Origin of the sequence: Streptomyces sp. GbtcB7 (assembly GCF_019091445.1) — a bacterium.
GTDB lineage: Bacteria > Actinomycetota > Actinomycetes > Streptomycetales > Streptomycetaceae > Streptomyces > Streptomyces mirabilis.
Genome location: NZ_JAGXJM010000006.1, coordinates 1 through 20,366, shown reverse-complemented (window position 1 = coordinate 20,366; position 20,366 = coordinate 1). Strand labels below are relative to the sequence as shown.

Here is a 20,366-nt window from a genome sequence, read left to right as displayed (position 1 = left end):
CCGCCGGACCGCAGTACGGGGTGCGCGAAAAAGACGCGGGAGGGGTGGCACCCCGCGCCGTCAAGACGGGTGGTTCCCCCGTCATCAAGCCGTGTGCCGTCGCCACTTGGGCCCCGTTCGCGCCCACTCTCGCTCCCATTCGGCCAGACGACGACGCGCGGCGATCCGCCGTACGGCGAAGTGCCAGGCGAGTACGACGGCCACGACCCCCGCGGCGGTCGACACGCCCGTCGTCAGCGCGTGTTGCCAGACCGCGCCGGTGCTCACCGGCGGACCGACGTTCCGGCCGCGCGCATCGAGCCAGACGGCGACGCGGTCGCCGGGCTGCCCGCCCGCGGGGACCAGGGCCTCACCGGTCCGGGGCCCCTTGCCCGGCTCGGTCCAGCGCACCTTCACCCGGAACGTGGACAGCCTGGCACCCTGCGGCGAGGGCACCGCCGCGGGCGCGGTCTCGACGAGTACGGCGCTCACTCGCTGCCGCTCGGCCCGCTGCGTCGCCGCCCGTGCCTGTGCGCTCTCGTACCGCCACCACCCCACAGCGGCTCCGGCCAGCGGCGCACCGACGAACAACAGCACGGCGACGGCCAGTACCGTCCACGCCTCGACGACGTCCGAGCGGCGGCGCAGCGGATTGCGGCGCCAGCGCCAACCGCGTACCCGGGTACGCATCTTCACCTCCTCGTCTCCAAGGTCCCGCCCGCGGAGGGCCGAACGGACCCCGCACCGGGACGATGCGGCCCACCCGGCGTGACTGATCCGCGCCTCCTGTGGAACCCGCGCACCACTCCGCGCAGCGAACAGGAGCCACCATGACCTGTGCCCATCCAGCAGCACTCGACGCGCACTGGCGCGTAACCGACCCCCGCACGAAGGGCAGTTGCCCGAGGTCGCACCCCCTGGGAAGGCGGGAGCCATGAGCACCGACACGCGGACGATCACCGTGGGCATCGACGGCTCGCGATCCAGCCTGGACGCGGCCGACTGGGCCGCCCGCGAGGCGCAGCGCCGCCGGCTCCCCCTGCGGCTGCTGCACGCGGGGACCGAACCGGCCGCTTCCGGCGGCGTCTTCGACATCGACGACATAGACGACATCGACGTTCCCGCCGGGCGCACCCGCGCCGCGCTCGACCGGGCCGCCATCGAACTCTCCTACGCCCACCCGGCCTTGGACATCATCGCCCGCCGCACCGCGACACCGGCGGTCCCGGCGCTGCTCGCCGCGGCCGTCGAGGCGGAGACGCTGGTCCTCGGCACGCGCGGCCGTACGGGGAGCGCGGGGTTCCCGGTCGGCTCGGTCGCCCTCGGCGTCGCGGCCCGCGCCGACCGCCCGGTCGTCCTGGTGCGTGCGGGCGAACTCCCCGAGGACGAACGTGCGCCCGTCGTCGACGGCTCACCGCCGAGTACGGCGCCCTACCTGCCGGTCGTCCTCGGACTCGATCCGGACGCCTCGGCCGACGATCTGATCGGCTACGCCTTCGACACGGCCGCCGTGCGCTCGGCGCCGCTGCACGTGGTGCACCCGTGGACCCTGCCCACCAGCACACTGCGGCCGTGGCGCCACAGGTTCCCGGGGACCACGGTCCGCGAGCACCGCGTCGACGGCGATCCCGGTCCCCGTCTGCTGGAGGCGTCCACGCGGGCAGGTCTGCTGGTCGTCGGGCGCCGCACGGGACGGGGCCCGGGCCGCGCCGCGCGGTCGCTGATCCGGCACGCCGGTTGCCCGGTGGCGGTCGTTCCGCACGACTGACCGGGTTCGACGGGTGAGGACGTCTCGGCCGACCGGGTTCGACGGACGAGGACGTCTCAGCCGAAGCGTTCGATACGAATGCGGTCCACCGGCTGCCCGGCCTCCACCAGCAGCCGCGAGGCGTGCTCCGCGAACCCGTTGGAGCCGCACACATAGGCCTCCCACCCACCGGGCGGCCGCTCGGCCAGCAGCGGCGCCAGATGCGCCGCCGCGAGCCGTCCCACGGCCATCCCCTCGGGGGCGGTGCGCGTGAAGACGGGCGTGGTCTCGGCGCCGTACTCCCGCGCGTAGATGAGCTCTTCGGGGCCGCGCGCGGAGACGAGCAGCCGCAGCGGCACGTCCAGCGCGCGGGCCCGGTGGTGGCGCAGCATCGACATCAGCGGTACGACACCGGAGCCCGCGCCGACCAGCAGCGCGGGCCGGTCGCCGGGCCAGGCGAAGAACCCGCTGAGCGGGCCGCGCACCTCGACCGAGTCACCGGGCTTCGCCACCGTGTGGAACCAGCCGGAGACCTCGCCGCCCTCGACGTGGTCGAGGGTGAGTTCGATGTGCCCGGTGTCGTCGGGCGGCGACGCGAGGGAGTAGTGACGCTGCGCCACGTACCCGTCCTCGGCGGTCAGCCGCAGCATCAGATGCTGTCCGGGCAGATGCCCCGTCCACTCCGGCACCGCGAACCGGAAGGTGGCGGCGCCCGGCGTCTCCCGGCGGATCTCGGTGAGCGTGGCGGTCTGCCAGGTGGCGGCGGCCCGGTTGCTCACCGCGATCCGCCCGGGCACGGCGAACCGGGTGGGCGGTACGAACGTGTCGGTCATCGTCTCAGTCACCGGAGTAGCGCTGTTCTTCCCAGGGGTTGCCGCGTGCGTGGTAGCCGTTCTGCTCCCAGAAGCCCGGCTCGTCGTGGTCGAGGAGCCTGAGGCCCGCGATCCACTTGGCGCTCTTCCAGAAGTACAGGTGCGGCACGATCAGCCGCGCCGGGCCGCCGTGTTCGGCGGGCAGCGGCTTCCCCTCGTACTCCCAGGCGATCCAGGCACGACCGCCGGTGAGGTCGGCGAGCGGGAGGTTCGTGGTGTACCCGGTGTGCGAGTACGCGACCACGTGGGTGGCGGACGCGTCCGGGCGCACGGTGTCCAGGAACGCGTCCAGGGAGACACCCCCGAAGCGCACCCCGAACTTCGACCAACTCGTCACACAGTGGATGTCGCCCTCGTACGCCGAAGCGGGCAGCGCGTGCGCCTGCTCCCAGTTCCAGGTACGCGGCTCGGCCACCAGCCCGTCGACCCGGAAGGTCCAGTCGTCGGGTGCCAGGTCGGGGGTGACCTCGGCGGACAGGACGGGCCAGTCGTCGCCCGCGTCGTACTGGCCGGGCGGCAGTCCGGCGTTGTCGACGCGGGGGCGCCCGGTGAAGGCTCGGGTGACGTTCATGGCGGTGGTGCCTCCAGGCCGTCGGGTGGGGCGGCCCGCGGATCGAGCGTGATCGGTGCTTACGCATTCAACCGTACGTGGCCGCGGGCCGTGCTCCGCGCCCGGGCGGGATCCCGATCATTGCGGCCGTATGAACTCTCCCGGGCCCCGGGAATAGCCGCGCCGTGATCTTCCTTGCCGATAGTGCCGCCCGCGGCGCGGCGGAGGAGAGTGAGGAAGCACATGCCCAAGGCGTACGTCTTCACCCGGTACGGCGGACCGGAGACCGAGGCCCTGGTGGAGCAGGACCGGCCGAGCCCGGGCCCCGGCCAGGTACTCGTGGCGGTCCGCGCGGCGGGCGTGAACCCCGTCGACTGGAAACAGCGGACGGGATACGCCCGTCCCGGCGCCGGGGCACGCGAGCTCCCCGCCGTCCTCGGCAACGAGGTCGCGGGCGTCGTCGAGCAGCTCGGTCCCGACGTGACCGGGTTCACCGTGGGGGACGAGGTCTTCGGCAACCCGGTGGCCGGCGGATACGCCGAATACGCGCTGCTGCCGACCGCGGTCACCGCACACAAGCCCGCCGGCCTCTCCTTCACGGACGCGGCGGCCCTGCCCATCGCCGCGGCGACCGCGTACGACGGGATCCACCAGCTCGGCCTGCCCTCCGGCGCGACCGTGCTGATCACCGGTGCGGGCGGTGGCGTCGGTGTCGCGGCCACGCAGATCGCGCGCGCCCTCGGACTCACCGTGGTCGGCGTCGCGAGCGAGGGCAAGAAGGACTTCGTCGAGGAGCTCGGGGCCGTGCACGTTCCGTCGGGGCCGGATCTGGCCGAGCGGGTGCGGGCCGCAGCGCCGGACGGGGTGGACGCCGTCTTCGACCTGGTCGGGGGCGAGGTGCTGGAGGCCGCGGCGACCTTGCTGGACGACCGTACGAAGCTGATCACCGGCGCCGACCGGGAGACGGCCGCCCGGCTCGGGGGAGGACCCGTCGAACGCGCCCGCACCGCCGCCGTCCTCGACGAGGTGGCGGCCCTGGTGGTCGACGGCCGGCTGAGGCCCTTCGTGACGGTGACCTTTCCGCTCGACCGGGCAGCCGAGGCGCTGCGCACGGTCGAGGACGGCCACGCCCGCGGCAAGATCGTGATCGAGGTCGCCCGATGAGCGACCGTCGCATCACGAGCCCCCGTCCGCCGGCCGGCGCCACGCACCCGCTGGACAACCCGGCCCTCGCCTCGCTGACCGGCCCGCACGCCCACTTCGCCGAACGCCGGGGACACGTCCTGCGCTATCCCGTCGACGTGTCGCCGTGGCTGGCCCTGCCCGACGACCCGACCGACGACGACTGGGCGGACCTCGCCGCCCTCGTCGGCCCCGGCGGCGAAGCCCCGCTGGCCGGCTTCAACGGGCCGACCCCGGAAGGCTGGGAGGTGACCTTCAGCCTGGACGGCGTCCAACTCGTCGACGACGGACTCGCCGCGGCGCCGGACGCCGAAGCGGTGCGGCTCGGCCCCGCCGACGTACCCGAGATGCTGGACCTGGTGGAGCGCACCAGGCCCGGCCCCTTTCTGCCACGCACCGTCGAGCTCGGCACCTATCTCGGCATCCGGCGCGGCGGCGCGCTGATCGCCATGGCGGGGGAGCGGCTGCACCCGCCGGGCTGGACCGAGATCAGCGCGGTCTGCACCGACCCGGACTTCCGCGGCGAGGGGCTCGCCACCCGCCTGATCCTGGCTGTGGCGCACGGCATCCGCGAACGCGGCGAGACCCCCTTCCTGCACACCGCCGCGAGCAACACCAACGCCATCCGGCTCTACGAGTCCCTGGGCTTCAAGTTGCGTCGCGGCACGCGGTTCATGGCGGCACGGGTTCCGGAGCACCTGACGGACGGCCAGGCCGTGGGGGTCCGTTGACGGTTCCCGAAGGGCCTCCGGTGGCGAAGCCTCAGCTCCCGGAGGCCTGCGCGGCGGGCGGTGCCCCGGCCGCCGCCGTGTTGTACCGCACCAGGTAGCCGGCGAACCGCTCAAGGTCCGCCGCCGGCCAGTCCGCGAGCCGCTCACGGAACGCGATCCGGCGACTCTCGGTGACCTGGGCGAGGATGCGGGTGCCCGCCTCCGTCAGCTGGAGCACCTGCACCCGGTGGTCCTCGGGGTCGACTCGGCGTTCGATGAGCCCGGCCCGCTCCAGCGCCGACACCTGTCGGCTCACCGTGGACTTGTCCAGGGCGTAGTGCGCGGCGAGGTCGGTGGCACGACAGCCGCCGCTCTCCTCCAAATGGCCCAGCAGGGTGTACGAGACCAGCGACAGCTCCGGATGCATACGCCCCGCCGAGGCCCGGGCGCGGCGGGCGAAGGCCGTCATCTCGCGCTGGATGGTCTCGACGGACGCGTCGGCTGCATTCACGGGAGCTCCTTCCTCTCTAGTTGCATAGTACAACTTGGCGGTCCGCGACCGGCGCGGGGCGAGGGAGCACCTCCATCGCCGTCCGGCCCTTCCTGTAAGGTGACCGTCCTGGCTGCGGACCACCCCAGCCCGGGAGTTGCCGAGGAGGTGAGACCCATTACCGCTGTGTCAGGTCGGGTGCTCTCACCTCAGGACCCTGCGGATCGCCGCCTGTAGGTGACCGCGAGAGCGCCCTTCGGCTCACCGAAAGGCTTCTCGGCTCTCATGCCCCCTCTTTCCGATTCCGTTGTCGCCGCGCTCCGCTCCGCGGGCTGTGTCTTCGCCGAGGACGAGGCGGAGTTGATCCTCTCCACCGCCCGCACCCCGGACGAGGTCACCGCCATGGTGGACCGGCGCGTCTCGGGACTCCCCCTCGAACACGTCCTCGGCTGGGCCCGGTTCCACGGCCTGCGCATCGTCGTCGAGCCGGGCGTCTTCGTACCCCGCCGCCGCACGGAGTTCCTCGTCGACCAGGCCGTGGCTCGCGCGCGCGGCGCCGCCCTCGTCGTGGACCTGTGCTGCGGCTCCGGCGCGGTGGGTGCCGCACTGGCCGCCGCCCTCGGCGGGCCCGAACTGCACGCCGCGGACATCGATCCGGCCGCCGTGCGCTGCGCGCGCCGCAACGTCGCACCCTTCGGCGGGCATGTCCACCAGGGCGACCTGTTCGAGGCCCTGCCCGACGCCCTGCGCGGCCGCGTCGACGTCCTCACCGCCAACGTGCCGTACGTTCCCACGCGCGAGGTCGGCCTGCTGCCGCCGGAAGCCCGCGACCACGAACCGCTCGTCGCCCTCGACGGCGGCGCGGACGGCCTCGACGTCCTGCGCCGCGTCACCGCCGAGGCGCCCCGCTGGCTGGCCCCGGGCGGCTGCCTCCTGGTCGAGACCAGCGAGCGTCAGGCTCCCGCGGCCGTCGAGGCCTTCGCCCGCGGCGGTCTGACCGCCACGCTGGCCGTCTCCGACGAGCTGTACGCGAACGTGGTGATCGGCACCAGGCCGCCGCGGGCGGTCTGACCTGCGAGGCGGGCTCGGCGAGCGCCCGGGCCCGCCCGTCGCCACGGAGCAGGTCTGCCCGTCGCCACGGAGCGGGCCTGCCTGTTGCCCCGGGGGGTGGGGTCGGCCGTCGCCACTGAGCGGGGTCGGCCCTCGTCGAGTGACCTCCGTCATTGTGCAACTAGTTGCATAAGGCGTTGTCCGTCGTCTACAACAGACACACGACACCGCGCACGGAGGGCCCGATGAGCCGTTACCCGCACCTGATGAACCCGCTCGACCTGGGCTTCACCACGCTGCCCAACCGCGTGCTCATGGGCTCCATGCACGTGGGCCTGGAGGAGGCCGAGCGCGGCTTCGAGCGCATGGCGGAGTTCTACGCCACCCGGGCCCGCGGCGGCGTCGGCCTCATCGTCACCGGCGGCATCGCGCCCAACGACGCGGGCCGGCCGTACGAGGGCGGCGCGAAGCTGACCACCGAGGCGGAGGCCGAGCAGCACACGGAGATCACCGCCGCGGTGCACCGCGAGGGCGGGAAGATCGCGATGCAGATCCTGCACTTCGGGCGCTACGCCTACCACCAGGACCTGGTCGCCCCGAGCGCCCTGCAGGCCCCGATCAGCCCCTTCCCGCCGCACGCGCTCACCGACGCCGAGGTCGAGCGGACCATCGACGACTACGCCCGTGCCGCCGAGCTCGCACAGCGGGCCGGATACGACGGCGTCGAGATCATGGGCTCCGAGGGCTATCTGATCAACGAGTTCATCGCCGCTCAGACCAACAAGCGCGAGGACCGCTGGGGCGGCTCCTACGAGAACCGCATGCGCTTCCCCGTCGAGATCGTGCGGCGCGTGCGCGAGGCCGTCGGCGAGAACTTCATCATCATCTACCGGCTCTCCATGCTGGACCTGGTGCCGGGCGGCTCCACCCTGGACGAGGTGATCACACTGGCCCGGGCCGTCGAGGCGGCCGGAGCGACGATCATCAACACCGGCATCGGCTGGCACGAGGCCCGTATCCCCACCATCGCGACCTCCGTGCCGCGCGGCGCCTACACCTGGGTGACCAAGAAGGTCATGGGCGCGGTCTCCATCCCCCTGGTGACCACCAACCGCATCAACACCCCCGAACTCGCCGAGCAGTTGCTCGCCGACGGCCACGCCGACATGGTGTCGCTGGCCCGACCGATGCTCGCCGACCCCGACTTCGTGGCCAAGGCGGCGGCCGGGCGGCCGGAGGCCATCAACACCTGCATCGGCTGCAACCAGGCCTGCCTCGACCACACCTTCAGCGGGAAGATCACCTCCTGCCTGGTCAACCCGCGCGCCTGCCACGAGACGGAACTCGTCCTCGCGCCGACCCGGCTGCGCAAGCGCGTCGCCGTGGTCGGCGCCGGGCCCGCCGGCCTGGCCTGCGCGGTCTCCGCTGCCGAACGCGGCCACGACGTCACCCTCTACGACGCCGCGAGCGAGATCGGCGGCCAGCTCAACGTGGCCCGCAAGGTCCCCGGCAAGCAGGAGTTCGACGAGACGATCCGCTACTTCCGCACCCAGCTCGAACTGCACGGCGTGGACGTCCGGTTGAACACCCGCGTCGCAGCCGAGGACGTCTCCGCCTACGACGAGGTCGTGGTCGCCACCGGCGTCAGCCCGCGCACCCCCGAGATCCCCGGCGTCGACCACCCCAGCGTCCTCGGCTACCTCGACGTCCTGCGCGACGGCGCCCCCGTCGGTGACCGGGTCGCGATCCTCGGCGCCGGCGGCATCGGCTTCGACGTCGCCGAGTACCTGACCGACGGCGGCGACAAGGCGAGCGAGGACCCGGCGACGTACTTCCGCCACTGGGGCGTCGACATGGACTACCAGGCACCCGGCGGCCTCGCCGCACCCGAGCGCCCCGCCCCGCCCCGCACGGTCCACCTCCTCCAGCGCAAGGCCTCCAAGGTCGGCGCCGGACTCGGCAAGACCACCGGCTGGATTCACCGCACCGAACTCAAGCACCGGGGCGTCACCATGGTCCCGGGCGTCCAGTACGACCGGATCGACGACGCCGGACTGCACGTCACCGTCGAGGGCCACAGTCAGGTCCTGGAGGTCGACACCGTCGTGCTGTGCACCGGCCAGGAGCCGCGCCGCGACCTGTACGAGGAACTGTCCGCGGCGGGACGCAGCGTGCACCTCATCGGCGGTGCCGACGTGGCCGCCGAGCTGGACGCCAAGCGCGCCATCAAGCAGGGCACGGAGATCGCGGCGGCGCTGTGACCGGCCGAGCCGCGGCCGGAGCGGTCGCGCCCGGGGCCTCGGTCCGGCGTCCCTAGGATGACCCCATGTCACTCCCGCACGCGATCCTCACCGCCCTGCTCGAGAAGCCGTCGTCAGGCCTCGAACTGACCCGGAGGTTCGACAAGTCGATCGGCTACTTCTGGTCGGCGACGCATCAGCAGATCTATCGCGAGCTGGGAAGACTGGAGTCCGAGGGCTACATCCGCGCCCTGCCGTCCGAACAGCCGGCCCGGGGACAGAAGAAGAGCTACGAGGTGCTGCCGGCGGGCCGCGACGAACTGGCCCGCTGGACCTCCGCGTCCCAGGACCCGAAGCCCATGCGGGACACGATGCTGTTGCGGCTGCGCGCCTCGGCCGTCGTCGGCACCGCGGGCATCGCGACGGACCTGCGCCGCCATCTCGACCTGCACCAAAGGCAGTTGGCCGAGTACGAGGAGATCCAGAAGCGCGACTTCCCGCCCGGCAAGGACGCTCCCCAGGACCGGCTGCGGCATCTGGTGCTGCGGGCCGGGATCGACCTGGAGACCTTCTGGACCCAGTGGCTGACGCAAGCGCTGGACGAGTTCGAGCACCTCGACGAGCAGTAGGGGCCGTCCTCTCGACCGGAGTCGGCCGTCCAACGGACCGGAGTCGGACGGACGGCCGCCGGTGCGACGGACCCCGTGATCAGAGCCGGTGGGGCTTGGCCCGGCGGCGCAGGTACCAGGCCGTTGCCACGACGCCCGACGCCACCAGCGCGCCGCCGCCCACCAGCGTGGCGGTCCTGTAGTCCTTGGTGGACCCGCCGAGACCGCCCAAAACGCCGCGCGATGGCGAGGAGGGCAAGGAGGGCAAGGAGGTCGAGGAGATCGTGGGAGTCTTGGTGACCCTGGGGACCGCGCTGGTCGAGACGATGACGGACTGCGTACCGGCCGTCGTCCCGTCCTGGCAGACCACGATGACGGTATAGGTGCCGGCGCCGACGTTGGACCAGACCGCCGACTGAGTGGCGCTCGTTCCGGACAACGGCATCTGGCGGCCTTGGGAGAAGTTCACCTGCCCATTGGCGAGCAGCGAGGCGTTGCCGAAACTGCTGCCGTTGCTCGGGCAGGAATTGGTGGTGACCGACACGCTGGACCCGCTGGTGCTCACCGAGATCCCCGAACCGAAGGCGGCGGCCGACGGAGCGGTCAGGGTGAGCGGAAGCGCAGCGACGGCGGCCACGGTCAGGCCGGAGCGGAGAAATATCTGAGAAGTACGCATAGGACTGCCCTCCAGCGGCACGGTTGGCGGTACATCCCATGCGCCGCCGAGGATTGGAAAGGCCCGTGCTGCCTCAGGGAGAGCCAATGCGCCTCCGGCTCGGGGCGCACGTGGACGGGGACCGGGCAGGTGACGAATTCGTTCGTCCGGCGGATGAATCCCGCGTTTTGCTGGTGATTTTCTCTGGACGGATGACGGATGACGGATGACAGCTGACGGATGACGAAATCTGTTATCTGTCATCCGTCAGCTGCTATCTGCTATCCGCTATCTGTTCTCCGTCATCACCACGTGCGGCCCGCCTGAAGCAGCCGCTCTCGGACCACCGCCACATGCGGGTTGTCCGACGCGCCCGGCCGCTGAGTGAGGTACCCGGTGTTGATGGGCGGTTCCTCGGGGGACAGCAGGGGCACCAGGGCACCGGAGGCCAGCGCGTCGAGGCACAGATACCGGGGGAGCACGGTGATCCCGGCGCCCGCGACCACCGCGGCCAGTACGCCCCGCAGGTCGGGCACCGTGATCGACGCCTGGCCGGTCAGCCGTACGCCGAACACGTGCCGCCAGTAGCGCCGGGCGATGGGCAGATCCTCGGCGTACGTCACCAGGGGTGCCCCGTGCAGCGCGGCGGGCCCCTCGGCCGCCACTCGGGCCGGGTCGATGCGCTCGGCCCACGACGGGGCGGCGACGAGCACGAACTCCTCGTCCATCAGCGGCACGGCGGTCAGGGTGCGACCGCGCGGCCGGGTCGTGGCGATGACCAGGTCGAAGCGGCCGCCGCGCAGCCCGTCCAGCAACTCGTCGGTGAGGCCGGGAGTGATGCGCAGACGTACGCCCTGTGCGGTCAGCGGCGCCAGCGCGGGCAGGACGCGCGTGCACAGCAGCTCGGCCGGGCCCGCCAGGTGCACCGGGTCCGGCGGCTGGTCGGCGCCGGCCCCGCGGCGGTCCGCGACCGCCGCGAGCGCGTCCAGGGGCGCGGCGACCTCCGCGGCGAGTTCGTCCGCCACCGATGTGGGCACCACGCCCCGTGGCTGCCGTTCGAACAGCTCCCGTCCCAGTTGCTCCTCCAGTGACCGCATCTGCGTCGTCACCGTCGGCTGGGACAGACCGAGCAGCCGCGCGGCCGCCGTGAACGACCCCGCGCGGTGCACGGCGAGGAAGGTGCGCAGCAGGGAGATGTCCAGGGGAGCCGTCGAGGCATCGGGTTCGCTATGGGGCACGAGGGTGAGCCTACGGTTCGCCTATTTCGGAGTGCCGGCGTTCCCACCCGTGGCGGAGCCCGTCGTCACCGTCCGCTCCGCCGAGAACCCGCCCCAGGTGCCGTCCGGCAGCTTCGCCCTGATCCGCACCCGGTACGCGACCCCGGCCTCCCGTCCCACGTAGAAGCTGTAGGTGGCCCTGCCGCTGGGCGGTGTGCCGCCCCAGACGAGTGAGGTCGCCTGTCGGCCGTCCAGGTCGATCCGGTACTCCGTGATCACCCCGTCCGTCCGCGGCGGCAGCCAGGACAGGTCGAGGTAGTACGCCCCGTCCTTGCGGTGGGAAGTCGCGCGGAACCCGGTCGGCGCGGTGCCGCGGCCGTCGTCCGCGCCCGGCGCGGTGGTGAGCCGGACGGCGGCGCTCGCGGGGGAGAGGTTGTCCGCCGCGTCGCGGGCTCGCACGGTGAAGGTGTACGCGGTGCCGGGTCTCAGCCCGGTGACGACGGTCGCCGTCTGTCCGCCGCCCACGCTGTGGATCTTCGAGCCGCCCTGGTAGACGTCGTACGAGACCACGCCCCGGGCGTCCGTCGACGCCGACCACTCCAGTTGGGCCGCCCGGCTCCCGACGGCCCTGCCGTGCGGGCGTCCGGGGCGGGTCGGGGGCGTGCTGTCGGCGGCGACCGCGACCGGTGTGGTGGCGCGCACCGGCTCGCTGGGGGGTCCGGGATTTCCGTCGGTGTTCAGGGCGCGGACCGTGAAGACGTACTTCGTGGACGGGGCCAGTCTGGTGACGTCCACCATGTGTTCGTCGCCGGGCACCCGCTCGACCCGGGTGGTGCCGCGGTACACCTCGTAACCGGTGACCTTCACGTCCCCGGAGACGCGGTTCCACATGACGTGCACGCTGGTCGCGCTGCCCGCCGTCGCGGTGACCCCCATCGGGGCCGGGGGCAGCCGCTCGCCCCCGGCGTCGGCTCCCGCACCTCCTCCGCACGCGGTGAGGACGAGCAGCGAGCCGCAGATCAACCCAAGGGAAACACGTCGCACCGGCCTGCCTTCCCTCGACGGGATTGGTCTGTACCTATAAGACACGGCTGACGCGGCCACATCAAGGGGGCGGTGGCCGTTCGTCGGACCGTCCTCGGGCTACGTATGCTGATGCCTGACGCGGTGTGAACTCACCCTCTCGACAGGGGAGTTCGCGCCCACGGCGCGGACCGCTGTCGTCGCTGATGCCGCGCCGGCGAGGGCGGTCGAGAAGCCCGGGTCCACCACGGCTCGGGCTCTCGGCCGCAATGCACCCGCCGAATCCGCCGTGTACCCGCCGTGCCCCCGTCCGGTCCGCCATGCACCGTCCGGCCCCTTCCCAGTGGACGCGCCGTCAGAAACACGCCAAATTTTGCTGAATGGCCGTCAATGTCACCCAGGGAAGGGTCTTTTATCGTGCGTGTTCAGTCGCTGACGCTGGCCGCGGCCGGCGTGGCCCTGCTCGCTCCCGCCCCGTTTCCCGCCGCCCGTCCGAGCCCGCCGGTGGCGGTGCGGGAGGGGAACGTGCGCGCCGCCGATCTGCTCGCCAAGGTCCGTGACTGCGTGCCCGTCTCGAAGGGGCGCTATCGCACCGACGCGGGCGCCCGCGCCGAGATTCCCGTCTGCGGGGCGCGGGGCGCGGTGTTCTGGAAGGCCGACATGGACATCGACTGCGACGGCCGCCCCGGCCTCGTGTGCAACGGGCGGACCGACCCGTCCTTCTCCGGGACCACCGCGTATCGGCAGTCCGACGGGCGGTACCTGAGCGCCGAGACCCTCCCGTATGTCGTCGTGCCCACACCCAGTGGCATCTGGGACCACCGCGCCTACGGTATCCGCGGCGGCTCGGTGGTCGCGGTGATCTACAAGCATCGGGTCCAGTACGCGGTGGTCGGCGACACCGGACCGCGCGAAATCATCGGCGAGGCCTCGTACGCCACCGCCAAGGCGCTCGGCATCCGTCCCGGCCCGCACGGTGGCGGGACGAGTTCCGGGGTCACCTACATCGCCTTCAAGAACTCCCGGGTGTCGCCCATCGAGGATCACGCGGCAGCCGTGACGGCGGGTGAGCGACTGGCCCGGGAGTTCGTGCGCGGCGGCTGAGCGGCCGCGGTGGCGGTCCCTTCAGTTGCTCGAGGGCGTCAGACCGCCGACCAGCCGTTGTCGACGGGCAGGATCGCGCCGTTGATGTTGCTCGCCGCGTCGGAGGCGAGGAACAGGATGGCGGCGGCCTGCTCCTCGGCCTCGGCCGCGGTGCCCACATTGGCCATGTACGAGGCGAGGACCTGGGGGCCGAGGGCGTCGCGGTCGGCGTCCACGGTGATGGCGGTCTTCGTGCCGCCGGGGGCGATGGCGTTGGCCCGGATGCCCTTGTTGCGGTACGTCACGGCGAGGGACTTGGTGAGGCCCGCGATGCCGTGCTTCGAGGCGGTGTACGCGGCGCCCGCGGCGCTGCCGCGCAGGCTCGCCTCGGAGGCGGTGTTCACGATGGCGCCCTTGCCCGCCGCCAGCATGTGCGGGAGCACCGCCCGGGTGAGCAGGAAGGGAGCGGTGAGGTTGACCCGGATGACCCGCTCCCACTCCGCGTCGCCGACCTCACCGGCCGCCGACATGCGGTCCATGATCCCGGCGTTGTTGACCAGCACGTCCACCCCGCCGAACTGCTCCACGGCGGTCGCGGTCACCCGGTCGACCACGGCCTGCTCGCTCAGGTCGCCCGTCACGGCCACGGCGGTGCCGCCGGCCGCTGCTATCTCCTCGACGACCTTCTCGGCGCCCTCGGCGTTGAGGTCGGCCACCAGGACCCGGGCGCCCTCCGCGGCGAAGGCCAGGGCGGTGGCCCGCCCGATTCCGGAGCCCGCTCCGGTGACGATGACGCTGCGGCCGGCCAGTCCAGTGGTGCTCATGACGTGCTCCCAGAAGTGCGTGCGTGGTGCGACGAGGTCGTCGTGCGCCACACAGTACGACTTAATGTCTCTCAATGACATAAAGTCTGGAGCCGTTTTCGAGATCGTTAGAATCGCGGCAGCCCGGGCGGCAGCCGCCCGTCGTCGAGTCGAGGGAGTCGCCAGTGCCGGACGGCGCGATCACCGAACCCCCTGGCCGGGGCCGCGGCCGTACGGGGCGGCCGCCGCTGACCGAGCGGCGCAAGGCCGAGATCCGGCTGGAGATCGCCCGCGCCGCGGTGGAACTGTTCGTCGCCCAAGGGGTGGCCGCGACCACCGGGGAGCAGATCGGGCAGGCTGTCGGGGTCTCCGCGCGGACCGTGTGGCGTTACTTTCCGAGCAAGGAGAGCTGTGTGAGCCCGCTGTTCGCGGCCGGGATCGACGCGATAGCCGCCTCGCTGCGGGAATGGCGCCCCGGCCGGCCGCTCGAGGACGCCCTGGAACGGGCGGCCACGACCGGCGACCCCTCGATGCCCCGACCGCACCTCCCCAAGATCCGGGCGCTGATGAGGCTGACCCGGACCGAGCCGGGCCTGCGCGCCGTCTGGCTCCAGGCGCACGACGAGGCCGAGCCGGCCTTCGCCCGCGCCCTCGCCGACCGGGCCGGCCTGCCCGCCGTCGACCTGCGTTCGGAGATCCAGGCCGCCATGCTCAACAGCGCCCTGCGCACCGCGGTCGAGCACTACGCGTGGCGCACGGACGAGGAGCAGCCCGACCCCGCGGTGGCGGAGGCCGAACTGGTGTCGACCGTGCGCTCGGCCCTCGCCATCGTCGCGGAAGGGCTCGCCTGAGGGCTGGGCCGGGCGCCGTCCGACCGCGGTCGACTCCCGGCCGCCGAGGCCTTCGTGCCCCAGCGCTCAGCCCTTCGTGCCCCAGCGCTCAGCCCTTCGTGCCCCAGCGCTCAGCCCTTCCGGCTCGGCGCTCAGCCCTTCCGGCCCCCGCGCTCAGCCCTTCCGGCTCGGCGCTCAGCCCTTCCGGCCCCCGCGCTCAGCCCTTCCGGCTCGGCGCTCAGACCTCCCGGCCCCCGCGCTCAGCCCTTCCGGCCCCGCGCTCAGACCTCCCGGCCCCCGCGCTCAGACCTCCCGGCCCCCGCGCTCAGCCCTTCCGGCCCCGCGCTCAGACCTCCCGGCCCCCGCGCTCAGACCTCCCGGCCCCCGCGCTTAGACCTCCCGGCCCGGCGATCACCCCTTTCGGCCCCGGCACTCACACGCTCCAGCCCCTGCTCTCACGCCTTCCGGTGCTCTCACACCTTCCGGTAGGTGTACGCCTCCGCGGCCGCCGCCTCGACCGCCGCGAGGTCGGCTCCGGTCGAGGCCGTGACGACCGCGGCCACCGCGCCCTCGACGAAGGGCGCGTCCACCAGGCGGCTGTTGTCGGGGAGCTCGTCCCCCTCCGCCAGTAGGGCCTTCACGGTGAGGACCGCGCTGCCCAGGTCGGTGAGCACGGCGACCCCGGCGCCGCGGTCCACCGAGGCGGCCGCCGCGGAGATCAGTTCGGCGCTGGTGCCGAGACCGCCGTCCACCGTGCCGCCGGCCGCGGCGACGGGAGCGGTCGTCTCGCCGCCCGCGAGTCCCGTCGCCAGCTCGGCGACCGAGGCGGCGACGGCGGCGCTGTGGGAGACCAGCACGATGCCGACGAACTGGTTCGCGCTGCCCGGGGATTCACTCATCGCGGGCCTCCACGAGCGCGCTGATCAGCAGGGACGAGGACGTGGCACCCGGATCCTGGTGCCCGATGCTGCGCTCGCCCAGATAGCTGGCCCGGCCCTTGCGGGCCTGGAGTGGTGTCGTCGCGACGGCGCCCTCCTCGGCGGCCGTCTTCGCCGCGGCGAAGGACTCGGCGAGCGCGTCCACCGCGGGCACCAGCGCGTCGATCATGGTCTTGTCGCCGGGCGCGGCTCCGCCCAGCGCCATCACCGCGTCCACGCCCGCGCGCAATGCGTCCGTGAACTGTTCCTCGGTGACCTCCGCGGCGTCCCCGAGGGCCTTTCCCGTACGGCGGAGCAGGGTGCCGTACAAGGGACCCGACGCGCCGCCGACCGTGGAGATCAGTCGGCGTCCGGCGAGGGTGAGCACGGCGCCGGGGGTGTCCGGCGCCTCCTTCTCCAGCGCGGTCACCACGGCGGTGAAGCCGCGCTGCAGATTGCTGCCGTGGTCGGCGTCGCCGATCGGCGAGTCCAGAGCGGTGAGCCGCTCCGCCTCGCGGTCCACGGACGCGGCGGTCGCCGTCATCCAACGGCGGAAGAACTCGGCGTCGAGCACAGAATCTCCTTGCGTGGTACGAACGTTGACCGGGCGGGAGGGCGACATCATGCCGATGCCGCCGGGGTTCACACGCCCCAGCGCAACGCGGGCGTCTTCACCGGCGCGTCCCACAGCCGCAGCAGCTCCTCGTCCACCTGGCACAGCGTCACCGAGGCGCCCGCCATGTCCAGCGAGGTGACGTAGTTCCCGACCAGCGTGCGTGCCACGGGCACCCCGCGCTCGGTGAGCACCCGATTCACCTCCGCGTGGAACCCGTACAGCTCCAGGAGCGGTGTCGCGCCCATGCCGTTGACCAGCAGCAGGACGGGATTGCGCGGGTTCAGGTCCTCCAGGATCGCGTTGACCGAGAAGTCGGCGATCTCGTGCGAGGTCATCATCGCGCGCCGCTCCCGGCCCGGCTCGCCGTGGATGCCGACGCCGAGCTCCAGCTCCCCCGGCGGGAGGTCGAAGGTGGGGCTGCCCTTGGCCGGCGTGGTGCAGGCGCTCAGTGCGACACCGAAGCTGCGGGAGTTCTCGTTGACCTGGCGGGCCAGCGCCTGCACCCGCTCCAGCGGCGCGGCCTCCTCGGCCGCGGCGCCCGCGATCTTCTCCACGAACAGGGTCGCGCCGGTGCCGCGCCGTCCGGCGGTGTACAGACTGTCGGTGACGGCGACGTCGTCATTGACGAGGACCTTCGCCACCTGGATGCCCTCGTCCTCGGCGAGCTCGGCCGCCATGTCGAAGTTGAGCACGTCCCCCGTGTAGTTCTTCACGATGAACAGCACGCCCGCGCCGCTGTTCACGGCCGCCGCCGCGCGCAGCATCTGGTCCGGCACCGGTGACGTGAAGACCTCGCCCGGACAGGCCGCCGACAACATCCCGGGGCCCACGAAACCACCGTGCAGCGGTTCGTGCCCCGACCCGCCGCCGGAGACGAGTCCCACCCTGCCGGGCACCGGGGCGTCCCGCCGTACGATCACCCGGTTGTCCACATCCACCGTCAGCTCGGGATGCGCGGCCGCCATACCCCGCAGCGCGTCCGCGACCACCGTCTCCGCCACGTTGATGAGCATCTTCATGGATACCTCCTGATGAGATTAGCAGATGGGCCTCTGACCTCTGTCTTTGCAGGTCAGACCATGTTGGACCAGTAAATGATCTTGGCGGTTCATGTCGGTCGGAAGCGGGTTGTGGCGGTACTGATGCTGACCTGTTGCTGACTTTGGTGACAGGTTGTCAGATATGGCTGACGTGCATGCGGATCGCCCCGAGAAGTCTCCTCCGAGAAGTGCCGACGCTGGGGATACGGTGATCATCTGTGCGGATGCAAATGAAAGCGTTTGTGGCTGTCCGGCTGCCGGGCGAAATCCGGCCTCAGGGCGGACTGCAGAGACACTGTCTGGCCGAGTGTTTATCGGAGGCGCGGAGGGCTCCGGCGCGAGTGTAGTAAGCACTTCGTGTCTCGATCCCAGACTCGGGCGTGTTCCCCATTCCATGCGGGCCTGGTGGTGGAGAAGTCTGTTGCGGCCTGCTGAACCGAGCATCCCCGAAATTCTGGATGGCTGCCAGATGTCGTGAAGGAGGTTGAAGGGCAGGGCGGCTGCAGCCTGGCGGGGTCGCATTCAGTGATGGGCCTGTCGTGCGGTGGAACTTCAGCGGGCGTTCCCAGTAGGGCGTGGTAGGCGGCTGGATCGTGAACAAGCTCGGCGCCATCGACTTCGCCGGAGGTACGGCCGTCCACATAAACTCCGGCGCGGCGGCCCTGGCCGTGATCCTCGTCCTCGGCAAGCGCATCGGCTGGCAGAAGGAGGGCGGCCAGGAGCGTCCGCACAACCTCCCCCTGGTGATGCTCGGCGCGGGCCTGCTGTGGTTCGGCTGGTTCGGCTTCAACGGCGGCTCCGCGCTGACGTCGGGCAACGCCGCCTCTGTCGTCGTACTGAACACCTTTACCGCCACCTGCTCGGCGATGCTCGGCTGGCTCCTCGTCGAGAAGCTCCGCGACGGACACTCCACCAGCCTCGGCGCCGCATCCGGCGCGATCGCCGGCCTGGTCGCCATCACCCCGTCCTGCGACGCGGTCTCCCCGGTCGGCGCCCTCGTCCTCGGCGCCATCGGCGGCGCGGTGTGCGCCCTCGCTGTCGGCCTTAAGTACAAGTTCGGCTACGACGACTCCCTCGACGTCGTCGGCATCCACCTCGTCGGAGGCATCACCGGCACCCTGCTGGTCGGCATCCTCGCCACGGCGGACGCACCCAACGGTGTCGACGGCCTCCTCTACGGCGGCGGCCTCTCCCTCATCGGCAAGCAGGCAGTTGGAGCCTTCGCGGTACTGGCGTACTCCTTCGGCATGACCTGGCTGATCGCCAAGGCGCTCGACAAGACGATGGGCCTGCGGGTCCGACCCGAGGTGGAGCAGGAGGGCGTCGATGTCCACCTGCACGCGGAGAGCGCCTACGACCTCACCCACTCGCCGACCAACGCCCCGACCCCCGAGCCTGCCGCTGCGGGATAGCGAGGCTCACCCTCCGCGGCTCAGACATTGGGGGTGTGTTTGGGACTCGGTCCGGGTCGCCCGGAAAAATGCCTCACGAGCAGCGCTCATGATTGCATCCCGGTTGCGTTGTGCATCACGGCGCAAGGGTTTGGCCGGCGTCTCAGGCGTGGGCGGCGCGGAGCGATGGCTCATAATCCCAAATCCAATATGAGGGGCCCCTCGAATGTGAAGGCCGATCGCGAACCGGCCTCCAAGGTCTCAGGGCCCCTCAGTGATCAGTACTCACTTGGTTATGGGGCGGAGTTGTGGTCGTCAGTCCTTGATCTCGCAGATCGCGGCGCCGGACGTGATGGACGCGCCGACCTCCGCGCTCAGGCCCTTGATGGTGCCGGAGCGGTGGGCGTTGAGGGGCTGTTCCATCTTCATGGCCTCCAGGACGACGACGAGGTCGCCCTCCTTGACCTCCTGGCCCTCCTCGACCGCGACCTTGACGATCGTGCCCTGCATGGGCGAGGCGAGCGTGTCACCGGAGGCGACCGGGCCGGACTTCTTGGCCGCGCGGCGCTTCGGCTTGGCGCCGGCGGCGAGGCCGGTGCGGGCCAGGGACATGCCCAGCGAGGACGGCAGCGAGACCTCGAGGCGCTTGCCGCCGACCTCGACGACAACCGTCTCGCGGCCCGGCTCCTCGTCGGTCTCCGTGTCCGCGGGGGCTGTGAACGCGGGGATCTCGTTGGCGAACTCGGTCTCGATCCAGCGGGTGTGGACCGTGAACGGGTCGGCGGAGCCGGTCAGTTCGGGGGCGAAGGCCGGGTCCTGGACCACCGCGCGGTGGAACGGGATGGCGGTCGCCATGCCCTCGACCTGGAACTCCTCGAGGGCGCGGGCGGCGCGCTGGAGCGCCTGCTCCCGGGTGGCGCCGGTGACGATCAGCTTGGCGAGCAGGGAGTCCCAGGCCGGGCCGATGACACTGCCGGACTCGACGCCCGCGTCCAGGCGCACGCCCGGACCCGACGGCGGGGCGAACAGCGTCACCGTGCCGGGGGCGGGCAGGAAGTTGCGTCCCGGGTCTTCGCCGTTGATGCGGAACTCGAAGGAGTGGCCGCGCAGGGCGGGGTCGCCGTAGCCGAGTTCCTCGCCGTCGGCGATGCGGAACATCTCGCGGACGAGGTCGATGCCGGCGACTTCCTCGGTGACGGGGTGCTCGACCTGGAGGCGGGTGTTGACCTCCAGGAAGGAGATCGTGCCGTCCATGCCGACGAGGAACTCCACGGTGCCGGCGCCGGCGTAGCCGGCTTCCTTGAGGATCGCCTTGGAGGAGGAGTACAGCTCCGCCACCTGGTCGTCCGACAGGAACGGCGCG

20 protein-coding genes and 1 pseudogene are annotated in these 20,366 nt (G+C 72.0%); 9 read left to right on the top strand and 12 right to left on the bottom strand.

Annotated features, from left to right (window positions below; all coding sequences use genetic code 11):
* Nucleotides 1-84: 84 nt before the first annotated feature.
* The gene (locus KVT44_RS12060) at nt 85-669 is read right to left on the bottom strand and encodes a hypothetical protein (protein ID WP_190169403.1); all 585 of its coding nucleotides are present in this window, start codon (nt 667-669) and stop codon (nt 85-87) included.
* Between the two features lie 244 nt (nt 670-913).
* Here KVT44_RS12060 and KVT44_RS12055 point away from each other — a divergent pair, with 244 nt between their 5' ends.
* Nucleotides 914-1,747, top strand: a complete 834-nt coding sequence (locus KVT44_RS12055) for a universal stress protein (RefSeq protein WP_217567044.1) — start codon at nt 914-916, stop codon at nt 1,745-1,747.
* Nucleotides 1,748-1,803: 56 nt separating this feature from the next.
* Here KVT44_RS12055 and KVT44_RS12050 read toward each other — a convergent pair whose 3' ends face one another.
* On the bottom strand, nt 1,804-2,559 hold the full coding sequence (locus KVT44_RS12050; RefSeq protein WP_190169405.1) for a ferredoxin reductase: 756 nt from the start codon (nt 2,557-2,559) through the stop codon (nt 1,804-1,806).
* A gap of 4 nt (nt 2,560-2,563) precedes the next feature.
* Nucleotides 2,564-3,169: a sulfite oxidase-like oxidoreductase gene (locus KVT44_RS12045; RefSeq protein WP_099924355.1), complete on the bottom strand. Its 606-nt coding sequence runs from the start codon at nt 3,167-3,169 to the stop codon at nt 2,564-2,566.
* A 222-nt stretch (nt 3,170-3,391) separates the two neighbouring features.
* Between KVT44_RS12045 and KVT44_RS12040 the strand changes: the two genes are divergently transcribed.
* A complete protein-coding gene (locus KVT44_RS12040) occupies nt 3,392-4,312 on the top strand; it encodes an NADP-dependent oxidoreductase (RefSeq protein WP_217567043.1) in 921 nt (306 codons plus the stop codon).
* Complete coding sequence (locus KVT44_RS12035; protein ID WP_099924357.1) at nt 4,309-5,061, top strand: GNAT family N-acetyltransferase; 753 nt, start codon at nt 4,309-4,311, stop codon at nt 5,059-5,061. The genes KVT44_RS12040 and KVT44_RS12035 overlap by 4 nt, the downstream gene beginning before the upstream one ends.
* Nucleotides 5,062-5,092: 31 nt before the next feature.
* Here the strand turns inward: KVT44_RS12035 and KVT44_RS12030 are convergent, their stop codons facing one another.
* The gene (locus KVT44_RS12030) at nt 5,093-5,551 is read right to left on the bottom strand and encodes a MarR family winged helix-turn-helix transcriptional regulator (RefSeq protein ID WP_099924358.1); all 459 of its coding nucleotides are present in this window, start codon (nt 5,549-5,551) and stop codon (nt 5,093-5,095) included.
* 264 nt (nt 5,552-5,815) lie between these two features.
* Here KVT44_RS12030 and KVT44_RS12025 point away from each other — a divergent pair, with 264 nt between their 5' ends.
* From KVT44_RS12025 to KVT44_RS12015, 3 genes are all read left to right on the top strand, one after another.
* Complete coding sequence (locus KVT44_RS12025; protein WP_217567042.1) at nt 5,816-6,601, top strand: putative protein N(5)-glutamine methyltransferase; 786 nt, start codon at nt 5,816-5,818, stop codon at nt 6,599-6,601.
* Nucleotides 6,602-6,825: 224 nt separating this feature from the next.
* Entirely contained in the window at nt 6,826-8,841 is a 2,016-nt protein-coding gene (locus KVT44_RS12020; protein WP_217567041.1) for an NADPH-dependent 2,4-dienoyl-CoA reductase, read from the top strand.
* A 65-nt stretch (nt 8,842-8,906) separates the two neighbouring features.
* Entirely contained in the window at nt 8,907-9,449 is a 543-nt protein-coding gene (locus KVT44_RS12015; RefSeq protein ID WP_217567040.1) for a PadR family transcriptional regulator, read from the top strand.
* Nucleotides 9,450-9,528: 79 nt separating this feature from the next.
* On the opposite strand, the gene KVT44_RS12010 is transcribed toward KVT44_RS12015, so the two are convergent.
* The 3 genes from KVT44_RS12010 to KVT44_RS12000 form a co-directional block, all read right to left on the bottom strand.
* Complete coding sequence (locus KVT44_RS12010; protein WP_217567039.1) at nt 9,529-10,104, bottom strand: hypothetical protein; 576 nt, start codon at nt 10,102-10,104, stop codon at nt 9,529-9,531.
* A gap of 284 nt (nt 10,105-10,388) precedes the next feature.
* Nucleotides 10,389-11,321 (bottom strand): LysR family transcriptional regulator, encoded by a 933-nt coding sequence (locus KVT44_RS12005; RefSeq protein WP_229888876.1) that lies wholly within the window; start codon nt 11,319-11,321, stop codon nt 10,389-10,391.
* Nucleotides 11,322-11,342: 21 nt separating this feature from the next.
* A complete protein-coding gene (locus KVT44_RS12000; RefSeq protein WP_308313973.1) occupies nt 11,343-12,344 on the bottom strand; it encodes a fibronectin type III domain-containing protein in 1,002 nt (333 codons plus the stop codon).
* Nucleotides 12,345-12,740: 396 nt separating this feature from the next.
* Here KVT44_RS12000 and KVT44_RS11995 point away from each other — a divergent pair, with 396 nt between their 5' ends.
* On the top strand, nt 12,741-13,427 hold the full coding sequence (locus KVT44_RS11995; protein WP_217567038.1) for a glycoside hydrolase family 75 protein: 687 nt from the start codon (nt 12,741-12,743) through the stop codon (nt 13,425-13,427).
* A gap of 38 nt (nt 13,428-13,465) precedes the next feature.
* Here the strand turns inward: KVT44_RS11995 and KVT44_RS11990 are convergent, their stop codons facing one another.
* Complete coding sequence (locus KVT44_RS11990; RefSeq protein ID WP_217567037.1) at nt 13,466-14,230, bottom strand: SDR family NAD(P)-dependent oxidoreductase; 765 nt, start codon at nt 14,228-14,230, stop codon at nt 13,466-13,468.
* 164 nt (nt 14,231-14,394) lie between these two features.
* Between KVT44_RS11990 and KVT44_RS11985 the strand changes: the two genes are divergently transcribed.
* Nucleotides 14,395-15,060 (top strand): TetR/AcrR family transcriptional regulator, encoded by a 666-nt coding sequence (locus tag KVT44_RS11985; protein ID WP_308313972.1) that lies wholly within the window; start codon nt 14,395-14,397, stop codon nt 15,058-15,060.
* Between the two features lie 452 nt (nt 15,061-15,512).
* On the opposite strand, the gene KVT44_RS11980 is transcribed toward KVT44_RS11985, so the two are convergent.
* From KVT44_RS11980 to dhaK, 3 genes are all read right to left on the bottom strand, one after another.
* Complete coding sequence (locus KVT44_RS11980) at nt 15,513-15,938, bottom strand: PTS-dependent dihydroxyacetone kinase phosphotransferase subunit DhaM (protein WP_099924365.1); 426 nt, start codon at nt 15,936-15,938, stop codon at nt 15,513-15,515.
* A complete protein-coding gene (dhaL, locus tag KVT44_RS11975) occupies nt 15,931-16,530 on the bottom strand; it encodes a dihydroxyacetone kinase subunit DhaL (protein ID WP_217567036.1) in 600 nt (199 codons plus the stop codon). The genes KVT44_RS11980 and dhaL overlap by 8 nt, the downstream gene beginning before the upstream one ends.
* Before the next feature lie 68 nt (nt 16,531-16,598).
* Nucleotides 16,599-17,591, bottom strand: a complete 993-nt coding sequence (gene dhaK / locus KVT44_RS11970; protein ID WP_054233331.1) for a dihydroxyacetone kinase subunit DhaK — start codon at nt 17,589-17,591, stop codon at nt 16,599-16,601.
* Nucleotides 17,592-18,193: 602 nt separating this feature from the next.
* On the opposite strand from dhaK, the pseudogene KVT44_RS11965 reads away from it, so the two are divergent.
* Nucleotides 18,194-19,024: pseudogene (locus KVT44_RS11965) on the top strand (ammonium transporter); the annotation flags it as partial.
* A 294-nt stretch (nt 19,025-19,318) separates the two neighbouring features.
* Here KVT44_RS11965 and KVT44_RS11960 read toward each other — a convergent pair.
* Nucleotides 19,319-20,366 (bottom strand): biotin/lipoyl-containing protein (locus tag KVT44_RS11960; RefSeq protein WP_217567035.1); only part of this gene is annotated, 1,048 nt, incomplete at its 5' end.